Origin of the sequence: Mycobacterium sp. Root135, assembly GCF_001426545.1 — a bacterium.
Classification (GTDB): Bacteria; Actinomycetota; Actinomycetes; order Mycobacteriales; family Mycobacteriaceae; genus Mycobacterium.
Map to the genome: position 1 here is coordinate 728,776 of NZ_LMEZ01000005.1, position 22,244 is coordinate 751,019.

The 22,244-nt window shown below is 66.9% G+C and carries 18 protein-coding genes; 6 read left to right on the plus strand and 12 right to left on the minus strand.

The window, feature by feature from the left end; translation table 11 throughout:
- Window positions 1-8: 8 nt before the first annotated feature.
- Entirely contained in the window at window positions 9-776 is a 768-nt protein-coding gene (gene aqpZ / locus ASD37_RS14600; protein ID WP_156720877.1) for an aquaporin Z, read from the minus strand.
- Between the two features lie 830 nt (window positions 777-1,606).
- Here aqpZ and gltB point away from each other — a divergent pair.
- The 3 genes from gltB (at window position 1,607) to ASD37_RS31980 (ending at window position 8,169) form a co-directional block, all read left to right on the plus strand.
- Window positions 1,607-6,226, plus strand: coding sequence for a glutamate synthase large subunit (gene gltB, locus ASD37_RS14605; protein ID WP_056551973.1), 4,620 nt, complete (start codon window positions 1,607-1,609; stop codon window positions 6,224-6,226).
- Entirely contained in the window at window positions 6,219-7,685 is a 1,467-nt protein-coding gene (locus ASD37_RS14610) for a glutamate synthase subunit beta (RefSeq protein WP_056551976.1), read from the plus strand. The genes gltB and ASD37_RS14610 overlap by 8 nt, the downstream gene beginning before the upstream one ends.
- A gap of 343 nt (window positions 7,686-8,028) precedes the next feature.
- On the plus strand, window positions 8,029-8,169 hold the full coding sequence (locus tag ASD37_RS31980) for a hypothetical protein (RefSeq protein ID WP_173007931.1): 141 nt from the start codon (window positions 8,029-8,031) through the stop codon (window positions 8,167-8,169).
- Window positions 8,170-8,240: 71 nt separating this feature from the next.
- Here ASD37_RS31980 and ASD37_RS14615 read toward each other — a convergent pair whose 3' ends face one another.
- The 10 genes from ASD37_RS14615 to ASD37_RS14660 are packed head-to-tail and all read right to left on the minus strand — an operon-like array spanning window position 8,241 to window position 19,025.
- Entirely contained in the window at window positions 8,241-9,332 is a 1,092-nt protein-coding gene (locus tag ASD37_RS14615; RefSeq protein ID WP_056551979.1) for an ABC transporter ATP-binding protein, read from the minus strand.
- A gap of 10 nt (window positions 9,333-9,342) precedes the next feature.
- Window positions 9,343-10,251 (minus strand): carbohydrate ABC transporter permease, encoded by a 909-nt coding sequence (locus tag ASD37_RS14620; RefSeq protein ID WP_056551981.1) that lies wholly within the window; start codon window positions 10,249-10,251, stop codon window positions 9,343-9,345.
- Entirely contained in the window at window positions 10,251-11,141 is an 891-nt protein-coding gene (locus ASD37_RS14625) for a carbohydrate ABC transporter permease (protein WP_056551984.1), read from the minus strand. The genes ASD37_RS14620 and ASD37_RS14625 overlap by 1 nt, the downstream gene beginning before the upstream one ends.
- Window positions 11,142-11,154: 13 nt before the next feature.
- Window positions 11,155-12,435 carry an ABC transporter substrate-binding protein gene (locus ASD37_RS14630; RefSeq protein WP_056553352.1) on the minus strand — a complete coding sequence of 427 codons (1,281 nt, stop codon included), beginning with the start codon at window positions 12,433-12,435 and terminating at the stop codon, window positions 11,155-11,157.
- Window positions 12,436-12,458: 23 nt separating this feature from the next.
- A complete protein-coding gene (gene melA, locus ASD37_RS14635; protein ID WP_056551987.1) occupies window positions 12,459-13,769 on the minus strand; it encodes an alpha-galactosidase in 1,311 nt (436 codons plus the stop codon).
- Window positions 13,766-14,725, minus strand: a complete 960-nt coding sequence (locus ASD37_RS14640) for a DMT family transporter (protein WP_056551990.1) — start codon at window positions 14,723-14,725, stop codon at window positions 13,766-13,768. Before ASD37_RS14640 ends, melA begins: the two co-directional genes overlap by 4 nt.
- Window positions 14,722-15,717 (minus strand): N-acetylglucosamine kinase, encoded by a 996-nt coding sequence (locus tag ASD37_RS14645; RefSeq protein ID WP_056551993.1) that lies wholly within the window; start codon window positions 15,715-15,717, stop codon window positions 14,722-14,724. The genes ASD37_RS14640 and ASD37_RS14645 overlap by 4 nt, the downstream gene beginning before the upstream one ends.
- Window positions 15,710-16,846: an SIS domain-containing protein gene (locus tag ASD37_RS14650; RefSeq protein ID WP_056551996.1), complete on the minus strand. Its 1,137-nt coding sequence runs from the start codon at window positions 16,844-16,846 to the stop codon at window positions 15,710-15,712. Before ASD37_RS14650 ends, ASD37_RS14645 begins: the two co-directional genes overlap by 8 nt.
- Window positions 16,843-18,153, minus strand: a complete 1,311-nt coding sequence (locus ASD37_RS14655) for a D-tagatose-bisphosphate aldolase, class II, non-catalytic subunit (RefSeq protein WP_056553355.1) — start codon at window positions 18,151-18,153, stop codon at window positions 16,843-16,845. The genes ASD37_RS14650 and ASD37_RS14655 overlap by 4 nt, the downstream gene beginning before the upstream one ends.
- Window positions 18,150-19,025: a class II fructose-bisphosphate aldolase gene (locus ASD37_RS14660; RefSeq protein ID WP_056551999.1), complete on the minus strand. Its 876-nt coding sequence runs from the start codon at window positions 19,023-19,025 to the stop codon at window positions 18,150-18,152. The genes ASD37_RS14655 and ASD37_RS14660 overlap by 4 nt, the downstream gene beginning before the upstream one ends.
- Window positions 19,026-19,162: 137 nt before the next feature.
- Here ASD37_RS14660 and ASD37_RS14665 point away from each other — a divergent pair, with 137 nt between their 5' ends.
- Window positions 19,163-19,951, plus strand: coding sequence for a DeoR/GlpR family DNA-binding transcription regulator (locus ASD37_RS14665; protein ID WP_056552002.1), 789 nt, complete (start codon window positions 19,163-19,165; stop codon window positions 19,949-19,951).
- A gap of 3 nt (window positions 19,952-19,954) precedes the next feature.
- On the opposite strand, the gene ASD37_RS14670 is transcribed toward ASD37_RS14665, so the two are convergent.
- On the minus strand, window positions 19,955-20,809 hold the full coding sequence (locus ASD37_RS14670; RefSeq protein ID WP_056552006.1) for an LLM class F420-dependent oxidoreductase: 855 nt from the start codon (window positions 20,807-20,809) through the stop codon (window positions 19,955-19,957).
- Window positions 20,810-20,879: 70 nt separating this feature from the next.
- Here ASD37_RS14670 and ASD37_RS14675 point away from each other — a divergent pair, with 70 nt between their 5' ends.
- Window positions 20,880-21,464 (plus strand): TIGR03086 family metal-binding protein, encoded by a 585-nt coding sequence (locus ASD37_RS14675; protein ID WP_056553358.1) that lies wholly within the window; start codon window positions 20,880-20,882, stop codon window positions 21,462-21,464.
- A gap of 10 nt (window positions 21,465-21,474) precedes the next feature.
- On the plus strand, window positions 21,475-22,182 hold the full coding sequence (locus ASD37_RS14680) for a hypothetical protein (RefSeq protein WP_056552009.1): 708 nt from the start codon (window positions 21,475-21,477) through the stop codon (window positions 22,180-22,182).
- Window positions 22,183-22,244 lie beyond the last annotated feature (62 nt).

Genomic DNA, 22,244 nt, shown 5'->3' on the forward strand with positions numbered 1-22,244 from the left:
GCGTGGGCTCAGTTCACCTCCTCCAGTGCGTCGTCGCGGACCGGTCGATCAGCGAGTTCCTCGTTGCGGCCGAACAGCAGCGGGTATGCGGCCCCGGCGATCGCCGCGCCGACCAGAGGCGCCAGCCAGAACAGCCACAGTTGCGCCGGGGCTCCGTCACCGTTGAAGAACGCCACCGCCGTCGACCGGGCCGGGTTGACCGACGTGTTCGAGATCGGGATCGAGATGAGGTGGATCAAGGTGAGCGTCAACCCAATTGCCAAGCCCGCGAATCCCTTTGGTGCGCGATCGTCGGTCGATCCGAGGATGACGAGAAGGAAGACGGCCGTCAACACGACCTCGGCGATCAACACCGCCACCATCGAGTAGCCGCCGGGGGAGTGGTCGCCAAACCCGTTGGCGGCCATGTTTCCCTCGGCCGTCCAGCCGGCCTTGCCCGAGGCGATGACGTAGATGACGCCACCCGCCACGGCGCCGCCGACCACCTGGGTGATCCAGTAGGCGGGTAACGCCTTCCATTCGACACGCTTGGCGATGGCGGCTCCGAGCGTCACGGCTGGGTTGAAGTGGCCTCCGGAGATGGTGCCGAACGCGTAGACGCCGGTCAGGACGGTCAATCCGAACGCCAGTGAGACGCCGAGGAATCCGATGCCAAGAGCCGTGCCGTCCGAGGGAAACTTCGCGGCGAACACGGCACTGCCGCACCCGCCGAGGACGAGCCAGAACGTTCCGATGAACTCGGCTGCGAGTCGATGCCACATCGTGGGTGCGTTCACGGGAGTGCCTCCTCGGCAGAGCGTCGTTGCGCTGCCAGCCATCCGAGGGTCGCACGGGGCCAAACACTTTCGGTACGCCTGATGCCGAATCTTGTCCCGATGGTGACCGGACCAGTCAGTGCAACCCGTGCCGACGTCGGGCGAACCGAGCCTTGATGTGTCCGCTGGCGTTGGACAGGTCGATTACGGGCAGTTTTTCGGCTGGCGACGGCCCGGGTGCGCGGTATTCGTTGTGGCGGCGTCGGCGCTCGGCACGGCCGACATCCCACCGCGTCGGCCTGCCGACTCTCAAAGGTGTTGACAGACAGGTCAACAGGGCCGTCCGGCGCTGCCGTGGCCGACGATTCGTGACGCAATGGTCGGTCGGCGGGAAGGCGGCGGGGCGCCTCGACACCAGCACGGCGCCGTCGACGGGTTCCGCAGCGCCCGAAAATTGCTTGCGAGCAAATTTCTGCGGACGCATTCTCCCATTTAGGGCCTGCCAAAAATCCACATAGCAAACCAAAATGGTAGGGCGGCAAATTGCTGTTGTCAGCCGCCGTCCCGGCCCCGTCAGACCTCGGCTACGTCACCGTCGCACCGCAACAACGGATTTCGTCGTTACCCGCCCACATTCGCCGCCGAAACCCCACGTCACGCCGAAGTCCCACCTTAGGCTGTACTAAGTTGGCATGTCAGGCGGGGTTTGTCATATCGTTTCCCCATTCGTGGCGAGTGGGAAGTCCCGTCGTTCAGTGCTGCACGTAGCTCGACCCATCGCCCGCCGGCAACAGCCGTGCATGACGGCTGTCAGCATCAGGCTTCCGTAAAGGTGTGAAGGGCAGGTGGGAATGGCGCCCAGCGACCATGGCTCGAGGCAGGGAGGCCGCAAGCAAGGCCTCTACAACCCGGCCTACGAGCACGATTCCTGCGGCGTGGCGATGGTGGCCGACATGCACGGCCGTCGCAGCCGCGACATCGTCGACAAGGCCATCACGGCACTGCTGAACATGGAGCACCGTGGCGCCCAGGGCGCCGAGCCGAACACCGGCGACGGCGCAGGCATCCTGCTGCAGGTCCCCGACGCGTTCCTCCGTGCGGTGGTCGACTTCGAACTTCCCGCCGAAGGCAGCTACGCCACCGGCATCGCATTCCTGCCGCAGTCGTCCCGCGACGCCGCGGCGGCGTGCGAATCGGTGGAGAAGATCATCGAGGCCGAGGGTCTGATCTTCCTCGGCTGGCGTGACGTGCCAACCGACGATTCCTCCCTCGGTGCGCTCGCCCGCGACGCGATGCCGACGTTCCGTCAGGTGTTCATCGGCGGGGCCTCGGGGATGGACCTCGAGCGGCGCGCCTACGTGGTGCGCAAGCGTGCCGAACACGAGCTGGGCACCAAGGGTCCCGGCCAGGACGGCCCCGGTCGCGAAACCGTGTACTTCCCAAGCCTTTCGGGCCAGACGTTCGCCTACAAGGGCATGCTGACGACCCCTCAGCTCAAGGCGTTCTACCTGGATCTGCAGGACGAGCGGATGACCAGCGCGCTGGGCATCGTGCACTCCCGCTTCTCGACCAACACGTTCCCGTCATGGCCCCTGGCGCACCCGTTCCGGCGGGTCGCCCACAACGGCGAGATCAACACCGTCACCGGCAACGAGAACTGGATGCGGGCGCGTGAGGCGCTCATCAAGACCGACGTCTTCGGCTCCCACTCCGACGTCGACAAGATCTTCCCCGTCTGCACCCCCGGTGCGTCGGACACTGCACGCTTCGACGAGGTCCTCGAGCTGCTACACCTTGGCGGCCGCAGCCTGCCCCACGCCATGCTGATGATGATCCCCGAGGCGTGGGAGCGGCACGAAAGCATGGATCCCGCGCGTCGCGCGTTCTACGAGTACCACTCCTCGCTCATGGAGCCCTGGGACGGCCCGGCGTCGGTGTGCTTCACCGACGGCACCGTGATCGGTGCGGTCCTCGACCGCAACGGTCTGCGGCCGTCGCGCATCTGGGTCACCGAGGACGGCCTCGTCGTCCTGGCGTCCGAGGCAGGCGTCCTGAACCTCGACCCGTCGACCGTGGTGCAGAAGATGCGCCTCCAGCCCGGCCGGATGTTCCTGGTCGACACCGCCCAGGGCCGCATCGTCTCCGACGAAGAGGTCAAGGCCGAGCTGGCCGCCGAGCAGCCGTATCAGGAGTGGCTCGACGCCGGTCTGTTCCGCGTCGCGGACCTGCCGCCGGGTGACTACGTGCGGATGCCGCACCACCGCGTCGTGCTGCGGCAGCAGGCCTTCGGATTCACCTACGAGGAGCTCAACCTCCTGGTGGCGCCGATGGCGCGCAGCGGCGCCGAGGCGCTCGGCTCCATGGGTACCGACACCCCGGTCGCCGTGCTCTCGGCTCGGCCCCGGATGCTCTACGACTACTTCCAGCAGCTGTTCGCGCAGGTGACGAACCCGCCGCTGGACGCCATCCGCGAAGAGGTGGTGACCAGCCTGCAGGGCACCGTCGGCCCCGAGGGCGACCTGCTCAACCCGAACGCCGACTCCTGTCGTCAGATCGTGCTGTCCAACCCGATCCTGCGCAACGCCGAACTGTCCAAGCTGATCTGCGTCGACCCCGATCACGAGATCCGCGGCCACAAGCACGGCCTGCGCGCCGCCGTCATCCGCTGCCTCTATCCGGTCGCCCGTGGTGGGCAGGGCCTGAAGGAAGCGCTCGACGACGTCCGGGCCAAGGTCTCCGCGGCCATCCGCGAGGGCGCCCGCATCATCGTGCTGTCGGACCGCGAATCGAACGAGTCGCTGGCACCGATCCCGTCGCTGCTGAGCGTCTCCGCGGTCCACCACCACCTGGTGCGCGACCGGACCCGCACGCAGGTCGGCCTCGTCGTGGAGACGGGTGACGCCCGCGAGGTGCACCACATGGCCGCGCTCTGTGGTTTCGGTGCCGCCGCAATCAACCCGTACATGGCGTTCGAGTCCATCGAAGACATGGTCGACCGCGGCATCATCACCGGCATCACCAGCGACCAGGCCAAGGCCAACTACACCAAGGCCGCGGGCAAGGGCGTGCTGAAGGTGATGTCCAAGATGGGCATCTCCACCCTGGCGTCCTACACCGGTGCCCAGCTGTTCCAGGCCATCGGCATCAGCCAGCAGGTGCTCGACGACTACTTCACCGGACTGCACTGCCCGGTCGGCGGAATCGACCTCGAAGACATCGCCGCCGACGTCGCGTCGCGGCACGCCCTGGCCTACCTGGATCGCCCCGACGAGCGCGCCCACCGCGAGCTCGAGGTCGGCGGCGAATACCAGTGGCGCCGTGAGGGGGAGTACCACCTCTTCAACCCCGACACGGTGTTCAAGCTGCAGCACGCGACCCGCACCGGCCAGTACTCGATCTTCAAGGAGTACACCAAGCTGGTCGACGACCAGAGTGAGCGCTTCGCCTCGCTGCGTGGGCTGCTGAAGTTCCGTACCGGCGACGCCGCCGTCCGGCCACCCGTCTCGATCGACGAGGTCGAGCCCGTCTCGGAGATCGTCAAGCGATTCTCCACCGGCGCAATGAGTTACGGCTCGATCTCCGCCGAGGCGCACGAAACCCTGGCCATCGCGATGAACCGTCTCGGCGGCCGTTCCAACTCCGGTGAGGGCGGCGAATCCGTCGACCGCTTCGACCACGACGCGAACGGCGACTGGCGCCGCAGCGCCATCAAGCAGGTGGCGTCCGGCCGGTTCGGCGTGACGAGCCACTACCTGACCAACTGCACCGACATCCAGATCAAGATGGCGCAAGGTGCGAAACCCGGTGAGGGCGGCCAGCTTCCGGGGCACAAGGTGTACCCGTGGGTGGCCGAGGTGCGGCACTCGACGCCTGGCGTCGGGCTGATCTCGCCGCCGCCGCACCACGACATCTACTCCATCGAGGATCTGGCGCAGCTGATCCACGACCTGAAGAACGCCAACCCCGGTGCCCGGGTACACGTGAAGCTGGTGTCCGAGAACGGTGTTGGCACCGTCGCGGCAGGCGTCTCCAAGGCGCACGCCGACGTGGTGCTGATCTCGGGTCACGACGGTGGCACCGGCGCCACCCCGCTCACCTCACAGAAGCACGCGGGTGCCCCGTGGGAGCTGGGCTTGGCCGAGACACAGCAGACCTTGCTGCTCAACGGACTTCGCGACCGCATCGTCGTGCAGGTCGACGGTCAGCTCAAGACGGGCCGCGACGTCGTCGTCGCCGCGCTGCTCGGTGGCGAGGAGTTCGGCTTCGCGACCGCCCCGCTGGTGGTGGCCGGGTGCATCATGATGCGGGTGTGTCACCTCGACACGTGCCCGGTCGGAGTCGCCACCCAGAACCCGCTGCTGCGCGAGCGGTTCAACGGCAAGCCCGAGTTCGTCGAGAACTTCTTCCGGTTCATCGCCGAGGAAGTGCGAGAGCTCATGGCGCAGTTGGGCTTCCGCACCGTCAACGAGATGGTCGGACAGGTCGGCGCGCTGGACACCAAGCAGGCCGCCGCGCACTGGAAGGCCCACAAGCTGGACCTGTCTCCCGTGCTGGTCGAACCGGACTCGGCGTTCATGAATCAGGACCTGTACTGCAGCTCGCGGCAGGACCACGGGCTGGACAAGGCGCTCGACCAGCAGCTGATCGCGCAGAGCCGCGAGGCGCTCGACACCGGATCTGCGGTCAAGTTCAGGACCAGCATCGCCAACGTCAACCGCACGGTCGGCACCATGCTCGGCCACGAGCTGACGAAGGTCCATGGCGGACAGGGTCTTCCGGACGGCACGATCGACATCACCTTCGACGGGTCGGCGGGCAACAGCTTCGGTGCGTTCCTGCCCAAGGGCATCACGCTGCGCGTCTACGGTGACGCCAACGACTACGTCGGCAAGGGGCTGTCCGGTGGGCGCATCGCGGTGCGGCCGTCGGAGTCCGCGCCTGCAGACTTCGCCGCCGAGGACAACATCATCGCCGGCAACGTGGTGCTGTTCGGTGCCACCAGCGGCCAGGCCTTCCTGCGCGGGCAGGTCGGCGAGCGCTTCGCAGTGCGGAACTCGGGCGCCCACGCGGTGGTCGAGGGTGTGGGTGACCACGGCTGCGAGTACATGACCGGCGGCAAGGTGGCAATCCTCGGACCCACCGGCCGCAACTTCGCCGCGGGAATGTCCGGTGGCATCGCCTACGTGTACGACCAGCACGGCACGCTGTCCGACAACCTCAACGGCGAGATGGTGGAGCTCGAGCGGCTGGACGACCACGACGTCGAGTGGCTGCACGAGATCCTCCAAGCGCACGTCGACGCCACCGATTCGGCCGTCGGCCAACGGGTCCTCTCCGATTGGGAGTCTCAACTGAAGCACTTCGTGAAGGTCATGCCACGCGACTACCGGTCGGTCCTGACCGCCATCGCCGAAGCCGAACGCAACGGTGAAGACGTCAACACCGCGATCATGGCGGCGGCTCGTGGCTGACCCGCGCGGCTTCCTCAAGCACACCCATCGCGAGACGCCTCAGCGTCGGCCGGTCGACCTGCGGCTGCGGGACTGGAACGAGGTCTACGAGGACTTCTCCCACGAGGTGCTGCAGGACCAGGCCGCCCGGTGCATGGACTGCGGTATCCCGTTCTGTCACAACGGATGTCCACTAGGCAACTTGATTCCCGAGTGGAACGACCTGATCTTCAAGGACAGGTGGCACGACGCCATCGAGCGGCTGCACGCCACCAACAACTTCCCTGAGTTCACCGGGCGGCTGTGCCCGGCGCCGTGCGAGGCGTCGTGCGTGCTTGGCATCAACCAGGACCCGGTGACCATCAAGCAGGTCGAGGTCGAGATCATCGACAACGCCTTCGACGAGGGCTGGGTGCTTCCCCTTCCGCCGCACCGGCTGACCAACAAGAAGGTCGCGGTCGTCGGCTCGGGTCCCGCGGGTTTGGCTGCGGCACAGCAGCTGACGCGGGCGGGTCATCAGGTCACGGTGTTCGAGCGCGCCGACCGCATCGGTGGTCTGCTGCGCTACGGCATCCCCGAGTTCAAGATGGAGAAGCGCCACATCGACCGTCGTCTCGAGCAGATGACGGCCGAGGGCACGACGTTCCGCACCGGGGTCAACGTCGGCGTCGACCTCACCGCCGCGCAACTGCGGCTGAACTACGACGCCGTGGTGCTGACCGGTGGCGCGACCGACTGGCGCGACCTGCCGATCCCCGGCCGCGAACTCGGCGGCATCCATCAGGCGATGGAGTACCTGCCCTGGGCCAACCGGGTGCAGAACGGTGACCCCGTGGTCGGCGAGGACGGCGAGCCGCCGATCACCGCGAAGGACAAGAAGGTCGTCATCATCGGCGGCGGCGACACCGGTGCCGACTGCCTCGGTACGTCGCACCGGCAGGGTGCGGCCAGCGTGCACCAGTTCGAGATCATGCCTCGGCCGCCCGAGGAGCGCGCGGACTCGACGCCGTGGCCGACCTACCCCCTTATGTACCGGGTCGCCTCGGCACACGAAGAGGGCGGCGAGCGGGTTTTCTCGGTCAACACCGAGGAGTTCATCGGCGTCGACGGCCACGTGACCGCACTCAAGGTGCACGAGGTCGAGATGCGCGACGGCCGGTTCGCCAAGGTCGAGGGCAGCGACTTCGAGCTCGAGGCGGACCTGGTTCTGCTCGCGATGGGCTTCGTCGGTCCCGAGAAGCAGGGTCTGCTGACCGATCTGCGGGTCGAGCTGACCGACCGCGGCAACGTGAAGCGCGACGACGACTTCCAGACCTCGGTGCCCGGCGTATTCGTCGCCGGGGACATGGGTCGCGGGCAGTCGCTCATCGTGTGGGCGATTGCCGAGGGTCGGGCTGCCGCCGCGGGTGTCGACCGCCACCTCATGGGTCGGACGGCACTCCCGGCGCCGATCAAGCCGACGGCCGCCCCCCAGCGCTAGGGAACTGCTTGCCGAGTTCTGCACACGGGTCGTGATCATGGCGCGACCGCGACCAAGGCGCAGATTTCGGCGGGACTGGAGACGGGGCTCGGTGCGCACGTTTGCACCTCGCTCGCCGAGTTCTGCGCACGGGTCGTGCATGGCGCCAACGCGACCAACGCGCAAATTTCGCGGTGGGGGGCATACGCGACGCCTCAGTAACCACATGAGTCACACCAGAAACATCCGATCTTTCGTCGGCGCGCCCTCTGGTGTTAGCCAGATCACAGGTGTCTAATGATTCTCGGGGTTCGTGCACTAGTGTGAGCCCACGGTGAAGCAAGACGACCGCAGGAGTAACACCGTGTACATCAATCCAATCGCTCGCTCGCGAATGGGCCGTATGGCCTGGTCACTGTTCCGCCACCCCGTCCGCAGCCGCGACTTCCCGGCCAAGCACGAGCGTCTCGTGACCGCCGCCGAACTCGTCCGGTACGGCGTCTAATACAACCTCATCGCGCCGGAGTCGTGGCACGAAAGTTTGCTTAGCCGATATATCTACCGGGCCGTCAGTATCTACAGCGTGATGCGCTCGCGACTGCGATGTGCGTCGCCGGTCACCGCGTCGAAGAAGTAGGTCCGCTCCGGCGGCAACGCCAACCCGACGTGCGTCCCCGGATCCAGCTGAGTGCCCGCTGGCGCATGCACGATCACCCGGGTCTCGTCGTCGATGATCGCGGTAACCAGCGCGTGGCTGCCGAGTGGCTCGACGAAGTCGACGCGTGCGGGCACCATGCCGTCGGCCACGGTCGTGCGCACCTCCAAGTGCTCGGGCCGCGCGCCGACCGTGACCGGACCGTTCGGCGTCGCGACGCCGGTGATCGCCGCGCCGCCGACGTGCAGCGTGCCGTCCTGGACGAGGCCGGGCAGCAGGTTCATCGGCGGACTGCCCATGAACGCCGCGACGAACGTGTTGGCCGGCCGGTTGTAGATGTCGTCGGTGGTGCCGATCTGCTGCACCTCGCCGCCGGACATGACGCAGAGCCGATCGCCGAGCGTCATCGCCTCGACCTGGTCGTGGGTGACGTAGATGGACGTGACGGGAAGCTCCCTGTGCAGCCGCTTGAGATCGCCGCGCACCTGGTTGCGCAGCTTGGCGTCCAGGTTCGACAGCGGCTCGTCGAGCAGGAACGCCTGCGGCTTGCGCACCAGTGCGCGCCCCATTGCCACGCGCTGACGCTGCCCACCCGACAGCTGACCGGGCTTGCGGTCGAGGAGTTCGTCGATCTCCAGCAGGGCGGCCGTCTCGCGGACCCGGCGTTCGACCTCTTCGCGCGGCGTCCGGCGCTGCCGCAAGCCGTACGCCAGGTTCCGGTACACCGTCATGTGCGGATACAGCGCGTAGTTCTGGAACACCATCGCGATGTCGCGCTCACCGGGCGCCAACCCGTTGACCACCGAGCCGCCGATCCTGATCTCACCCGAGGTGGGCTTGTCCAGCCCCGCCAGTAGCCGCAGCGCGGTGCTCTTGCCACACCCCGACGGCCCGACCAAGATCAGGAACTCGCCGTCGCCGACCGTGAGGTTCAGCCCCTTGAGGGCCACGGTGTCACCCGATCGGCCGCCCGCGTACTTCCGCACGACGTCTCGAAACTCGACTTCTGCCAACGTAATCCCCTCAACCCTTGATTCCGGTACTGGCGACCGACTGGACGAAGTACCTCTGCGCGCCGACGAACACCAGCAGCATCGGCAGCAGGCTCATCACGTTCGCGGCCATCAGCAACGGCCACTTGACCCGATGGGCGCCCTGAAAGTAACTCAGCCCCAACGGGATCGTCATCTGATCCTGGGAGGTGATGACGATCAGCGGCCACAGGAAGTCGTTCCACGACGTCAAGACCGTCAATGCGGCGAGGGTCGACATCGCAGGCAGCGACAACGGCAGCACGATCTTGAACAGGACGCCGAGACGAGACGTTCCGTCGACCCGAGCGGCTTCCTCGAGTTCCACCGGAACGGTCTGAAAGAACTGACGCAGGAAGAAGATGCCGAACGCGGTCGCCAGGTTGGGCAGCATCAACGCCCCGATGTGATTGATCCCGAGGCCTTCCCACACGTTGTCGCCGAACCACTTCACGATGAGGAAGACCGGGATCATCGTGACCTGGAACGGCACCATCAGCGTCGCCATCAGCGTGACGAACAGCGCTCCGCGGCCGAGGAATCGGATGCGGGCGAATGCGTAGCCGGCCAGGCTGCAGACCACCAGGTTGCTGATCAGCACCACCACCGTGACCATCGCGCTGTTCAGGAAGAAATGGCCGAACGGTGCCGCCGCCCATGCCTCAGTGTAGTTCTCGAACCGCGGCCGCTCTGGCAGCAGCACCGGCGGGAAGCGGTTGGTTTCGTTCTCGGTCTCCAGCGACGTGACCAGCATCCACAACAGCGGCAGGATCAACACGAAGGTCATCGGGATGAGCACCAGATGCCACGGACTGAACGGCAGCCTGAACTTGCGCTCGCGTCGGGGCGACGACGATTCAGGCGCAACGGTTTTCGTCGGGGGCAGCTCTGTCGTCGTCATCAGTTCTGCACGTGCTTCCGTGCGAGCCGGAACTGGACGGCCGTGATGATCAGGATGACGACGAACAGGGCGTACGCCATCGCCGCGGCGTATCCCGCGTCGAAGTGCACGAAGGCCCTATCCCACAGGTAGTAGACGATGACCGTGGTCGCCCGCAGGGGGCCACCCCGGGTGGTGGCGTAGACCTCGTCGAAGAGTTGCAGCGCGTTGATCGTCAGCCACACCAGGAGGAACAGGTTCGCCGGACCGAGCAGCGGCACCGTGATGGTGCGGAAGCGGGTGAACGCGCTCGCCCCGTCGATCATCGCCGCTTCGTGCAACTCGGCCGGAACACCCTGCAGTGCAGCGAGATACACGATCACCGAGAAGCCCGTCCACCCCCAGATCGTCATGGCGACGATGACGTACAGCGCTTGCGACGGTGACGCCAAAAAGGGTTGCGACGAGATCCCGACGGCGTTGAGTCCGGCGTTGACCAGCCCGTAGTCACGGTCGGTCAGCCACAGGAAGATGATGCCCTGCGAGATCGTCGAGACCGCCATGGTGATGTACGCGGCCGTTCGGTACACCGAGATGAAGCGCACCGACCGGTTCATCGCCGCGGCGACGAAGAGGCCGACGAGCATCGTGCCGGGAACGAACAGGGCGGTGTAGACGATCGTGTGCTTGATCGCCTCGACGAAGACGGGATCCTCGGCCAGCTTTCGGTAGTTGGCGAGGCCGACCCACGGCGTCTGAGGCCGCAACAGGTCGGACTGCTGGAACGACAGTTGCAGCGACATCAGCACCGGCAGCAGCCCGAAGATGCCGATCAGCACCGCCGCGGGGCCGGTCAGCGCCCATCCCGCGGCGGTGTCCGTACGGCTCAGTCGTCCCAGCAGTGACGGCATGCCTTCTCCCGTCCTACTTCTCGGCCAGGGCCGCGTCGGCGGCCGTGGCGGCGGAGTTCAGCGCGTCCGCGGGTTGCTCCTTGCCGAGCATCACCGACACGATCGCCTGTCCCAGCGCCTCGGAGACGTCGGGGTACTGCTCGACCGTAGGCCTGACCTTCTTCACGTTGTCGAGGTTCTCGACGAATGCGGCCGTCCCCGGCACGTTTTCGTTGAGCTTGGTGAGCACCGACTGGTCCTGGCCGACCGACGTGCGGATGGGCAAGTCACCGGTACCCAACGAGAACGCCTTCACCTGCTCGGGCGCGGTCAGCCACTTCACGAAGTCGACGGCGGCCTTCTTCTTCGCGTCGCCGTTTTCGAACGTGACCCAATTGTCCGGGCCCGCGATCGTCTGATGGCCACCGCTCGACCCGGCGAACGTCGGCATCACCTGTACGCCGTAGGAGATGTCCGACAGCTGGCTCAGATCCCATGGGCCAGTGATCAGCATCGCGACCTTGCCGCTGTTCATCAGCTTCGGCCCGTTCTCGTTGGTGGTGTCGAGGTACACCGACTTGTCGTTGACCGCCATCTGCTGCAGCACGGTAAGCGCCTTGACGCCCTCCGGGGAGTTGAACGTCGCCTTGGTGTTGTCGGAGTCGAGGATGTCGCCGCCGGCCTCCCACAGCATCGGAAGGTAGTGCCACACCGTGTCTTCACTGCCGTCGGCGGGAATCAGCCAGCCGTACTGCCCCTTCGTCGGGTCGGTCAGCTTGGCGGCGGCGGCCCGGAAGTCGTCCCACGTCCAATCCTTCGTCGGAGGTGCGACACCGGCGTCGGCGAACAGCTTCTCGTTGTAGACGATCGCGAGATTGTCCACCAGGGCGGGCACGCCGACGACCTTGTCGCCGACCGTTGCCGCTTCCCGCTCGGCCGGGTAGAAATCGTCCCACTTCCAGTCGGGGTTCTTCACCTCTTCGGCCATGTCCACGACCTGGGGGATCTGGGCGATGTTCGGCGACCACGAGCCGAACATGTAGGCGACGTCGGGCGGGCTACCCCCGCGCACTGCGGTGAGCACCTTCTGCAGCACCAGGTCGTTGCTGGAGTACAACTCGCTGACCTTCACGTCGGGATGGTCCTTGTTGTACTGGGCGACAAGGCCCTTGAACACCTCACCCTCGGTGTCCTGGTAGCCGTGCCAGACCGCGATCTCGGTCGGCCCCGACGGCGACGAGCCGCCGCCACCGCACGCCGTGAGAACGAAGGCGAGGATGGCGACCAATGCGATGTAGAGCCGTGATCGGGTCATGTGCGGCACTCCTTGTTGGGTTCTCATGGCACGAGCGTGGTTCGGAGCGATTCGGGAAGCAGGTCACCGTGCGCGACGGTCAGGTCGTCGCACAGCTCCCAGATCTGGTCGACGGTCAGCGTCGCCGCGGTGTTCGGGTCGACCATGGCCGCCGCCCGCACCAACCGGGGATCCCCGTCGACTGCGGCCCGAACCGCGAGTTCGACTGGGCCGAGGAAGTTTCGGTTGAGCGCGGCGCACTGCGGAGGCAGGTCGCCCACCTTCGTGGGGTGGGCGCCGAGCGCGTCCAGCAGGGTGGGTACCTCGACGGCCAACCCGTTGGGGAGGTTGGTGATCAGGCCGTCGTTCACTACGTTGGCGGAGATGACGCGCGGCGTTCCGGTCTCGAAGGAGTGGATCACCTGGGGTGCGTACTCCGTCGACTCGGTGTCGATGTCGAGCGTCGAGGTCCCGGCGAGTTCGGAACGCACCCTGGCGTATTCGGCAAGGTTGGCCTCACTGATGCGGACGTAGGCGCCGACGTCGAGGCGAAGCCTGTCGACCTCCTCGGGGTGGCGCAGATACCACGGGACGTACTCGCTGGAGTGTTCACTGGTCTCGGTGGGGTAGTAGCCGAGCCTGCGGTACATGTCGACCCGCACCCGCCTGCGCAGCTCCGGATCGGTGGCGATGCGTTGGTCCAGAAGCGGATACAGGCTCTCGCCGTTGCGCTCCCAGTTCAGCACCCACGCCTGGTGGTTGACGCCGGCAGACCAGTACGACACCTCGTCGAACGGCACGTCGACGATCTCGCACAGCCCCACCATCGTCCAGTAGACCGAGTGACACAGCCCCAACACCTTCAGCTTCGGCGCGACGTGACGCAGGTACGTCACATTCATGGCCATCGGGTTGGTGTAATTGAGCAGCCACGCGTCGGGGCACACCTCCAGCATGTCCTTGGCGATGCCCGCCAGCACGGGGAAGGTCCGCAGGCCGCGGAAGATGCCGCCGATGCCGATGGTGTCGCCGATGGTCTGATGCAGGTTGTACTTCTCCGGGATGTCGAAGTCCCGCACCGTCGCATCGTGCATGCCGACCTGGATGACGTTGATGACGTAGTCGGCCCCGGCGAGGGCCCTCCTACGGTCCGCGGTGGCCACCACCTCGGGATGCGCGCCCGCCGCGCTGGCGGTGGCGTTGGCGATCGCCTCGGCGGTCTTCAGGCGCTCGGGGTCGATGTCGTGGAGCACCACGCGGACCGAACCGAGTTCGGGGAACGAGAAGACGTCGCCGAGCAGTTCGCGGGTGAATTCGACGCTGCCTGCGCCGATGATGACGATGGTGGGCTTCATCCCTGATTCCTCGTGTCTGCGCGAAGGGAGGCGGGGTCCACGACGGCCGGCGTCGGTGCCTCACCGCGCCGCTCGTCGGCGTAGACCATCAGCGTCGAACCCGCCAGCGCCAGAACGATTCCGATCGCGCCGTACGGGGTGGGCAACGTCTGATACGCGACCAGCGAGATGATCACGGTCAGCGCTGGGGCGAGAGCATTCGTGGTCGGAGCGACGATGGAGGCCTTGCCACGGGCGAGAGCCATCAAGAGGAAGAGTGCCCCGATGGCGTTGAGCACCTGGGTGGCCGCGGTCAATGCGGGTGCCTGCCAGGGGAAGTCGGTGGGGATCCCGCCGAGGGAGAACAGGGCGACGGGGATCAGGAGCAGACCGCTGATGGTCATCCACCCGAACGTGGTGGCCTCGTTGACGCCGATCGTCGCGGTCTTGCGCATGAAGTACGCCTGCACGCCCCACGCGACACAGATCACGATCGCCAGCAGCAGCCACGGGCCCGACGATCCCTCGGATTCACCGCCGGTGATGGTGAACAGCACGATGGCCGCGAGCGCCATCACGAGACCGACGACGGCGAGCGGCGCAATGCGCTCGCGCAGAAGCACCATCGCCATCACGACGGTGATGGCCGGCGAAATCGAGATGATCGGGAAGATCAGGTAGGCGGGGCCCATGGTCAGCGCCTGGAAGAGCGCAAGTTGGCCGCCCGCACCGGTGAGCCCGATCAGCAGTCCGTAGATCGTGGCGGCCGGGCGTCGGTCCCACTGCTGGCCGCGCAGGATGACGGCGGCGGGGATGATCATCGTCAACGCCCAGATCGCGTAGATCATCTCGTCGGGATAGCCGTACTTCGTCGCCGGTAGTGCGGAGAACGCCCCCCAGACGCCCCAGAACAGGACGAGGAGCGTGGCGTAGAAGATCCAGCTGCGGGTGTGCCCGGTGGCGGGGGTTGTGGTCATGGCGTTCTCACTTCTTCGAAGGTCGTTGCGTTGACGGCTAATTGGCGCACCGCATCGCTGCTCAGCGGCTGACCCGAGTGTTTGGCGGCATACAGTGCGGCGCCAAGTGCGGGATCGAGTAGCGGACGTCGCAGGTCGTAGTTGGCGGGCTGGCCCGCCATCGCGTTGACGAACAGCTCACGGAAGTCGTCGTCGGAGAACATCCCGCCGGAGTACGACACCGGCACGGTCTCCTCGTCGGTGAAGCCGACCAGGGTGCGGGTGGTGTCGACCAGCGTGACGAGTTCGTCGACGGCGTCGACGAGGATCTTCGCCGCCACCGGGTCCCGCTCACGGGCGGCCTGGCAGACCGTGGTGGCGAGCGCGGCGATGGACGTCCGGTTGCCGCTCCACGTGTCGATGACGAGGCTCACGACGTCGAGGTCGCCGGCGAGTTGCAGCCGCTCCGTGAGGAGGGCGTAGAGCGACCCACGGCTCAACCGGCCGTCACTCATCCGACTGAATGCGTTGAGACCCTGGGTGGCAACCCAATACGCCGATCCCTCGTCGCCGAACAGCTCGCCCCAGCCGCCGACGCGGTGTCCCAGACCATGGCGTTCGCCGTAGGTCATGGAGCCCGTACCGCTGATGACGTTGATGCCGTCCTCACCGGCCAACGAGCCCGCCCAGCCGCAGACCATGTCGTTGTCGCAGCTGTACCGGTCGTGACCGAGGACGTGGCTGGGAACCGCGTCGAGCTTCTCGACGTCGGCGCTGGCCTCGCCGTAACCAGGGAGACCGAAGAAGGCCGCCGTGATGTCCGACGCCACGATGCCCGCCTGCGTGCAGACGTCCGTGACACCTTGTGTCAGTGAACTTTCCACGACGTCGAAGTTGGAGTTGAAGTAGTAGGACGGTGGTGCGATGGCACGTGCCAGGATCCGACCGTCGGAGTCGATCAGGGCGAACGCGGTCTTGGAGCCTCCGCCGTCGACGCCGAGATACCTAGGCATGGGAGGCACCGCCCGTCATCGGATGGATGGTGACACCCTTCACGACGCGGCTGACCTCACCCGACGGGAACGGGTTGTCGGGAGTCTTGCGATACTCCAGCGAGGTGAACAGCGCGACGTACTGCGCGAACACCAGGTAGGGCAGCGCCACCAACGCGTCATCCAACCCGACCAGGCCGGGAAGTACAACGGCTGGACCGTATTTCGCCGGAATCGGCTCGGTGCTGAGCACGGTGACGGCGTCCTGCCCGAGCTGGCCTCGGATCTCGGCGATGATGTCGAGATCGTAGAGCCGGGTGTGGGGGTCGGTTGAGACGTAGACCACGACGAGCGTGTCGGCGTCCAGGACGGACTTGGGTCCGTGGCGAAAACCCAGGGGTGAATCGAAGTAGGTCACCACCTCGCCCGCGGTCAACTCCAGCAGTTTGAGGGCGGACTCTTGGGAGAGGCCTTCCAACGGTCCGCTGCCCAGGTAGACGAAGCGCTGCTTCTTGGTCTGGGCCAGCGTGCGGATGTCGGATTGAAGGTCCACCACGTGCTGGGCGGCGGTGGCAAGCGCGTCCGCGTCGCCGGGGGAGGCGGGACCGAGTAACAGCAAGCAGGACAACAGCATCGAGGTCAGGCTCGACGTCATCGCAAAGCCGACGTCGTTGGTGCGCTCCGGCATGAACACGACCAGTGAGTTGGCCCGGCCCGCGTGAGCCTGCCCCAGTTTGCCGTCCCGGTCGCAGGTGAGGATCAGATGCCAGACCTCGTCGACCAGTTCGTCGGCCAGCGCCGTGGTCGCCAGGCTCTCGGGGCTGTTTCCCGAGCGGCCGAAGGAGACCATCAGCGTGGGGGTTTCGCGTTCCAGGAAGTTCAGCGGCCCGGCGACGATGTCGGTCGTCGGAATGGCCTCGACGCGGCGCTTCAGGTGCCGACGAAGCGCGGGCGCGGCGATCTCACCGGCGAACGCCGAGCTGCCCGCCCCGGTCAAGATGATCCGCAGGTCCGGCCGGGCGACGAGCTCGGCGAGGAACGCCGTGGCGTCGTCGTCGGTGCGCCCGGCGACTTCGCGCCACGCGTCGGGCTGCTGCCCGATCTCGAGAATGGTTGCGCCGCCGTCTTCTTGGGCGGGAATCGTGGTCATTGGGCTGCTCCAGTGGTCAGGCACGCACGTGCGTACGGTCGAATGGCGTCGCGGATCCGGTCGATTACCAGAGCCTGCGGGACGGGCTCGAGCTGGCCTGCTCGAATGCGGTCGTACTGGCCGGGCAGGAACTGGCTGATCAAGGGCAAGGGCACGCCCGTGCGGTCCAGGTTCTCCAGGAGGGTGAGCCTGGCAGCGTCCACCTCCGGGTCGGCCCAGTAGTAGCGCAGCCGGTCGCTGTAGCTGTATCGGCGGGCGGTTCTCTGCGCGCGGGGCTCGCCTTCGTAGTAGCCCTCCCAGTACTTCGGCTCGGCGAGCATCCGGCGCTCGACGACCTCGACCAGGTTCGACCGTGAGGTGCGCGGCACCAACTCCGCCTCGATCATCGCCAGCGCGAACAATGCCTCCCGCATCGCAAACGTCAGGCCGGGCCCCACCTTGAGGATCGCCCAGTGGTCCTCGACGAGCTCCCGAAGCTGTTCGGGGCGTTGGTAATCGGTGGAGTGCGCCTCGAAGACGAGGTTGGCCTCGGTGTCGAGCACGGTGCGCAGTTCCACGGTCGCATCGCGGCGGTAGTCGAACACGTTGACGTGGTCGAATTCGACGCCGGGTTGAACCACCAACGCGACGACACGGGGCCAGACGTCGCCGAGTTCGAGCTCGGCGAAGGCCGACCGGTGCGCGTCGATGGTCCGGCGAGCGCGGTCGGCGGGTGTCGGGGTGAGGTGGTCGAGCGTTTCGTGGGCACCGCCGGGAACGGGCACCTCGGTGCCGATGACGTACACCGGGCCCGGTGATTCGAGGCGGTGCGCGGTGTCTTCGGCGACCCGCATCAGGCGTGCCGACCGAGCGGCGACGACCTCGTCGGGCAACACGTCGGGATCGTCCGCACACGACATGCTGCAATCCAGGTGGATCTTGGTGTACCCCGCCTCGACGTAGGCGGCGATCAGGACGTCGGCCTTCTCCATTGCGGCGGAGGATGATTCGTTCTGCCAGCGGTTGGGGCCGAGGTGGTCACCACCCAGAACGACGCGGTCCCTCGCGAAACCCGTGTCGTCGGCGATGCGCAGCACCAGATCGCGGAACTCGGCCGGCCGGAGCCCGGTGTACCCGCCGTACTGGTCGACCTGGTTCGACGTGGCCTCGATCAGCACGTAGCTGCCGTCGGCGGCGGCCTGCACCATGGCGGCCTCCACCACGGTGGGGTGAGCCGAGCAGACGGAGTACACGCCGACAGGGTGACCGGCCTTGTGACTGGCGACCGTCTGGGCCAACCAGTCGACGCGTCGCAGTGTGTCGGTCATCGGGCACCACCGCTCGGCACGGGACGCGGCGCGACGCCGCGGCACAGCTCGGAAACGGTGTCGGCGATCGCGGTGCGTGCGGCGGCCAGGGCTCGGCGCGGATCGCTCGCCGTGGGATTCGCCGCGAATGACTCGCGCAGCGCCCCGGTGTAGGCGACGTTGAGTGCGGTTCCGACGTTGACCTTGCGGATGCCCGCCTCGGTGGCCAGGCGGAGTTGGTGGTCGGACACCCCGGATGAACCGTGCAACACCAGCGGTGCTTCTACCGCTGCCGCAAGGCGGCGGATCAGCTCGACGTCGAGTTCGGCGTCGCGCGTGGTCATCGCATGTGAGCTGCCGACCGCAACGGCAAGTCCGTCGACCCCGGTCGCCGCGGCGAAGGACGCCGCCTCCGCGGGATCGGTGCGGACGCCGAAGTCGTGCGCTCCGCCCTTGCCGCCGACCTCGCCCAGTTCGGCCTCGATCCATAGGCCGGCGCGGTGACCGAGTTCGACGAAGCCGTGAGTTCGTTCGACGTTCTCGTCGTAGGACAGGTGCGCTGCGTCGACCATGATCGAGCTGACGCCGAGGCCGGCGGCGGCATCGATGGCCTCGGTGATCAGGGCGACGTCCTGGAAGTGGTCGAGGTGGATCGCCAACTGGGCCGGGGACTGCACGGCGATTCGGGCGCACGCCGAGACCAGGGGGGCCAGGCGGCCGCCGTGGAACCGGACGGTGTTCTCGCTGACCTGCAACAACGCCGCGACGCCGGCGCGCTCCGCCCCTTCGGCGATGCCCTCGGCATGCTCGAGGGTGACGACGTTGAACGCCAGGACGGCGGTCCCGCCGGCGACGGCGGACGCGACGAGGTCGGCGGTGGCGGCCAGGCTCACTGGCTCACTCGTTGAGTGGGGTGTGACGTGCGGAACATCTATCGATCATGGGAAGCTCGCTCAAAGCGCGCAATGCAAACGGGCAAAACGATCAGGAAAACTGATTGTGGCCCCCCTGGCTCGAGGAGTGTTCAGCGATGTCGATCAAGCGCACGGACCGGATGCGCGAGGTGCTGTCTCTGCTGCGAGACCGCGGCGAGGTCGGGTCGCAGGTGCTGTGCAGCGAGCTTAAGGTGTCGGTGGCCACGCTGCGCCGCGACCTCAACGAGCTCGAGGAGCAGGGGTTGCTCGTCCGCACCCACGGCGGTGCGCGGGCGCTGGACCCCAGCGGCAGCGAGATTCCGGTGCGGCTGCGCGACCATCGGATGGTCGCCATCAAGCGACGCATCGCCCACCGCGCGGCCGCGCTGATACCGGCGGGCCCGCAGGCCGTCGCGCTGACCGGCGGCGTCACGACGGGCGAGGTAGCCCGATCGCTCAAGGGCCGCCCCAACATGACGATCGTGACGAACTCTCTGACGATCGCGGCCGACTGCGCCGTCGACGCGCACATGAAGGTGATCGCCACCGGCGGATTGGTGCGCGCGAATACCCTTGAGGCCGTTGGCCCGATGTCAGAACACGCGTTTCAGGTGATCACCGTCGGCACCGCCGTTCTCGGTGCCGACGGCATGTCCGCCGAGATCGGCGCCACCACCTACGACGAAGCAGAGGCACGCACCGCGATCGCGATGGCCGCAAACGCGCAACGCGTCGTCGTCGCCGTCGACGGATCCAAGATCGGGAAGGTGACCCTCGCGAAGATGGTGCCGCTGAGCGAGATTCACCATCTGGTCACCGATTCGACGGCGAATCCCCAACAGCTGGAACGCATTGCGGCCGCTGGCGTGCACGTCCACGTCGTGGCCGTCGACGACGACGCGTAAGACTCAGGGCGTGTTCAGCAGCCCCGAATCGCGGATTGCCTCGGCCAGGGGCTCCAGGACGGCCGGGTCATAGGGCGGCGGCAGGTAGATGATCGCGAGATCGAGACCCTCGGCGCCGAGGGCGACACAATCCTCAACCACCGCTTGGTAATTGCGATCTTCGCCAAGGCGGACGTGCGCCGAGAGGGTGATCTCCTTCGGGTCGCGGCCGATGTCCTTGCAGCGGGCGGCGAGTACGTCGCGCTTCTGGGCGAATTCCGCGGGCGTTCCGCCGACGAAGTTCCAGTGGTCGGCGTACTTGGCGGTGAGCGGGAGGGTCCGCTTCTCGCCGCTGCCGCCGATGCAGATCGGGGGATGCGGCTGCTGGGGACCCTTCGGCTCGTTGCGGGCGTCCTTGAGCTGGTAGTACTTGCCGTCGAACGTCGTCGACTCGTTGCTTAGCAGGCTGGTGAGCACTTCACAGGCCTCTTCGAAGCGGTCGAAGCGCTCCTTGAGGGTGCCGAGCTCGATGCCGTAGGCACCGGATTCCTCCTCGTTCCAGCCGGCGCCGATGCCGAGCTCGAGGCGCCCGTTGGAGATGACGTCGAGCGCGGAGGCCATGTTGGCCAGCACGGCGGGGTGGCGGTAGTGGATGCCGGTGACCAGCACGCCGACCCGAAGCCGCTTGGTGGCCTGCGCCAGCGCCGTCAGGGTGATCCAGCCCTCGAGACAGGGGCCGGAGGAGTCCGAGAAGATCGGGTAGAAGTGGTCGAACGTCCAGCCGGACTCGAAGACGTCGATGTCGTCGGCGGTCTGCCAGATGGGCAGCATTTCCGACCAGGTGGTGTTTTGGGGGGATGTCTTGAAGGCGAATCGCACTCAACCAACCCTAGACCCGCATCCTGGATGGCGTCGATGAGTTTCTGGGGCGGCCCGGGTCGATATGGACATGATCGACATGACCCCCTTGGTTTCGAAGGCGTGCGCGCGGACCACCGACGTCCTGGCCGGAGTGACGGACGACCAGCTCGACGCGCGCACGCCGTGCGAGAAGTTGACGGTGCGCGAGTTGGTGGCGCACGTGGGCGGGCTCGGCGTGGCGTTTGCCGCGGCGGCGCGCAAGGACTTCGGAGAGCTGACCGACAGTCCACCCGGCGACGGCGGCTTCCAGCTGGACGCCGACTGGCGTTCGCAGTATCCGTTGAACCTGGCCGCGCTCGCCAACGCGTGGCGCGATCCCGCCGCGTGGGACGGCATGACCCGCGTCGGCGGCGTCGAGCTGCCCGGCGAGGTGTGCGGCATGGTCGGGCTGACCGAGGTCGTGGTGCACGGCTGGGACGTGGCCGTGTCGACGGGCCAGGTCTACGAGGTCGACGACGACGTGGCCGAGGCGGTGCACGCGCATCTGGCGAGCTTCACCGCGGCCGGCCCGGTGGAGGGACTCTTCGACGCCGCCGTCGAGATCGGTCCGGACGCAACGGTATTGGAGCGAGCGGTCGCCCTGAGTGGTCGGGATCCTCGGGTGCGGGCCTAGTCTTGGGTGCGTGACGGTCCCCGAGCCGAGTTGGCGTCGCGGCAGGCGCGACGGCTACCCGTTGGGCGGTTCGACGTTGGTGCTGAAGTCGACCCCGTCGCGGGTGGACATGGATCTTGCGTGCACGATCGAGGACGGGCATGGTCGCGAAGTCGGCAGCGTGCAAGTAGTCCCGTCGAAGACCAGCGGATGGCAGCAGTTGGCTCAACTTCTCGGCAGCGGCTCGGCGGCATCGTGGGAGTTCGTCATCCTGAGGCCGGACAGAACCCCGCTCCTATACGTGCGTCGACCCCGGGTGAAGGGGTGGGCGGACCGCCATGAGCGTTTCGAGGTGCGAGACGCCTGGGGTCGCGACGTGGGTCGGCTTCTACAGAACAACGGCTACCTGGCGGGCTTGCGGACGTTCGCTCTGCAGAGCGGCGGTAAGGACTTGGGCCGCACGACGTTCGACGACTGGCAACGCGTCGACGGCGCCCTCGGCGAGAATGCCCGGCGGACCGTCTCGATTCTCGACGTGAACGACCGTGTCGTCGCAGGGATCACCGAGCGGCGGACGACCATGCAGTTCATCGGCAACGACTTCTACGACTACACCCTGGAATTCGAGTATCCGCCCTACGAACCGGTCGGAAGCCTTTGCCTCGTCGTGGCGTTGGCGGAGTTCTTCCATCGCCGGTCCGAGCAGGGCGGAATGCTGAGGGGCATTCCCGGGGTGTAACCCTGTCCGGGGTCGCATTCCCGCCGGAGAGCGGCGGCATGATGCCCCCGCGAACTTGATAT

What these genes read in the sequence shown, in the direction of transcription:
- gltB (WP_056551973.1), top strand. Translation starts at nt 1,607, where the DNA reads ATGGCGCCCAGCGACCATGGCTCGAGGCAGGGAGGCCGCAAGCAAGGC.
- ASD37_RS14620 (WP_056551981.1), bottom strand. Translation starts at nt 10,251, where the DNA reads ATGACGACGACAGAGCTGCCCCCGACGAAAACCGTTGCGCCTGAATCG.
- ASD37_RS14625 (WP_056551984.1), bottom strand. Translation starts at nt 11,141, where the DNA reads ATGCCGTCACTGCTGGGACGACTGAGCCGTACGGACACCGCCGCGGGA.
- ASD37_RS14630 (WP_056553352.1), bottom strand. Translation starts at nt 12,435, where the DNA reads ATGACCCGATCACGGCTCTACATCGCATTGGTCGCCATCCTCGCCTTC.
- melA (WP_056551987.1), bottom strand. Translation starts at nt 13,769, where the DNA reads ATGAAGCCCACCATCGTCATCATCGGCGCAGGCAGCGTCGAATTCACC.
- ASD37_RS14640 (WP_056551990.1), bottom strand. Translation starts at nt 14,725, where the DNA reads ATGACCACAACCCCCGCCACCGGGCACACCCGCAGCTGGATCTTCTAC.
- ASD37_RS14645 (WP_056551993.1), bottom strand. Translation starts at nt 15,717, where the DNA reads ATGCCTAGGTATCTCGGCGTCGACGGCGGAGGCTCCAAGACCGCGTTC.
- ASD37_RS14650 (WP_056551996.1), bottom strand. Translation starts at nt 16,846, where the DNA reads ATGACCACGATTCCCGCCCAAGAAGACGGCGGCGCAACCATTCTCGAG.
- ASD37_RS14655 (WP_056553355.1), bottom strand. Translation starts at nt 18,153, where the DNA reads ATGACCGACACACTGCGACGCGTCGACTGGTTGGCCCAGACGGTCGCC.
- ASD37_RS14665 (WP_056552002.1), top strand. Translation starts at nt 19,163, where the DNA reads ATGTCGATCAAGCGCACGGACCGGATGCGCGAGGTGCTGTCTCTGCTG.
- ASD37_RS14675 (WP_056553358.1), top strand. Translation starts at nt 20,880, where the DNA reads ATGATCGACATGACCCCCTTGGTTTCGAAGGCGTGCGCGCGGACCACC.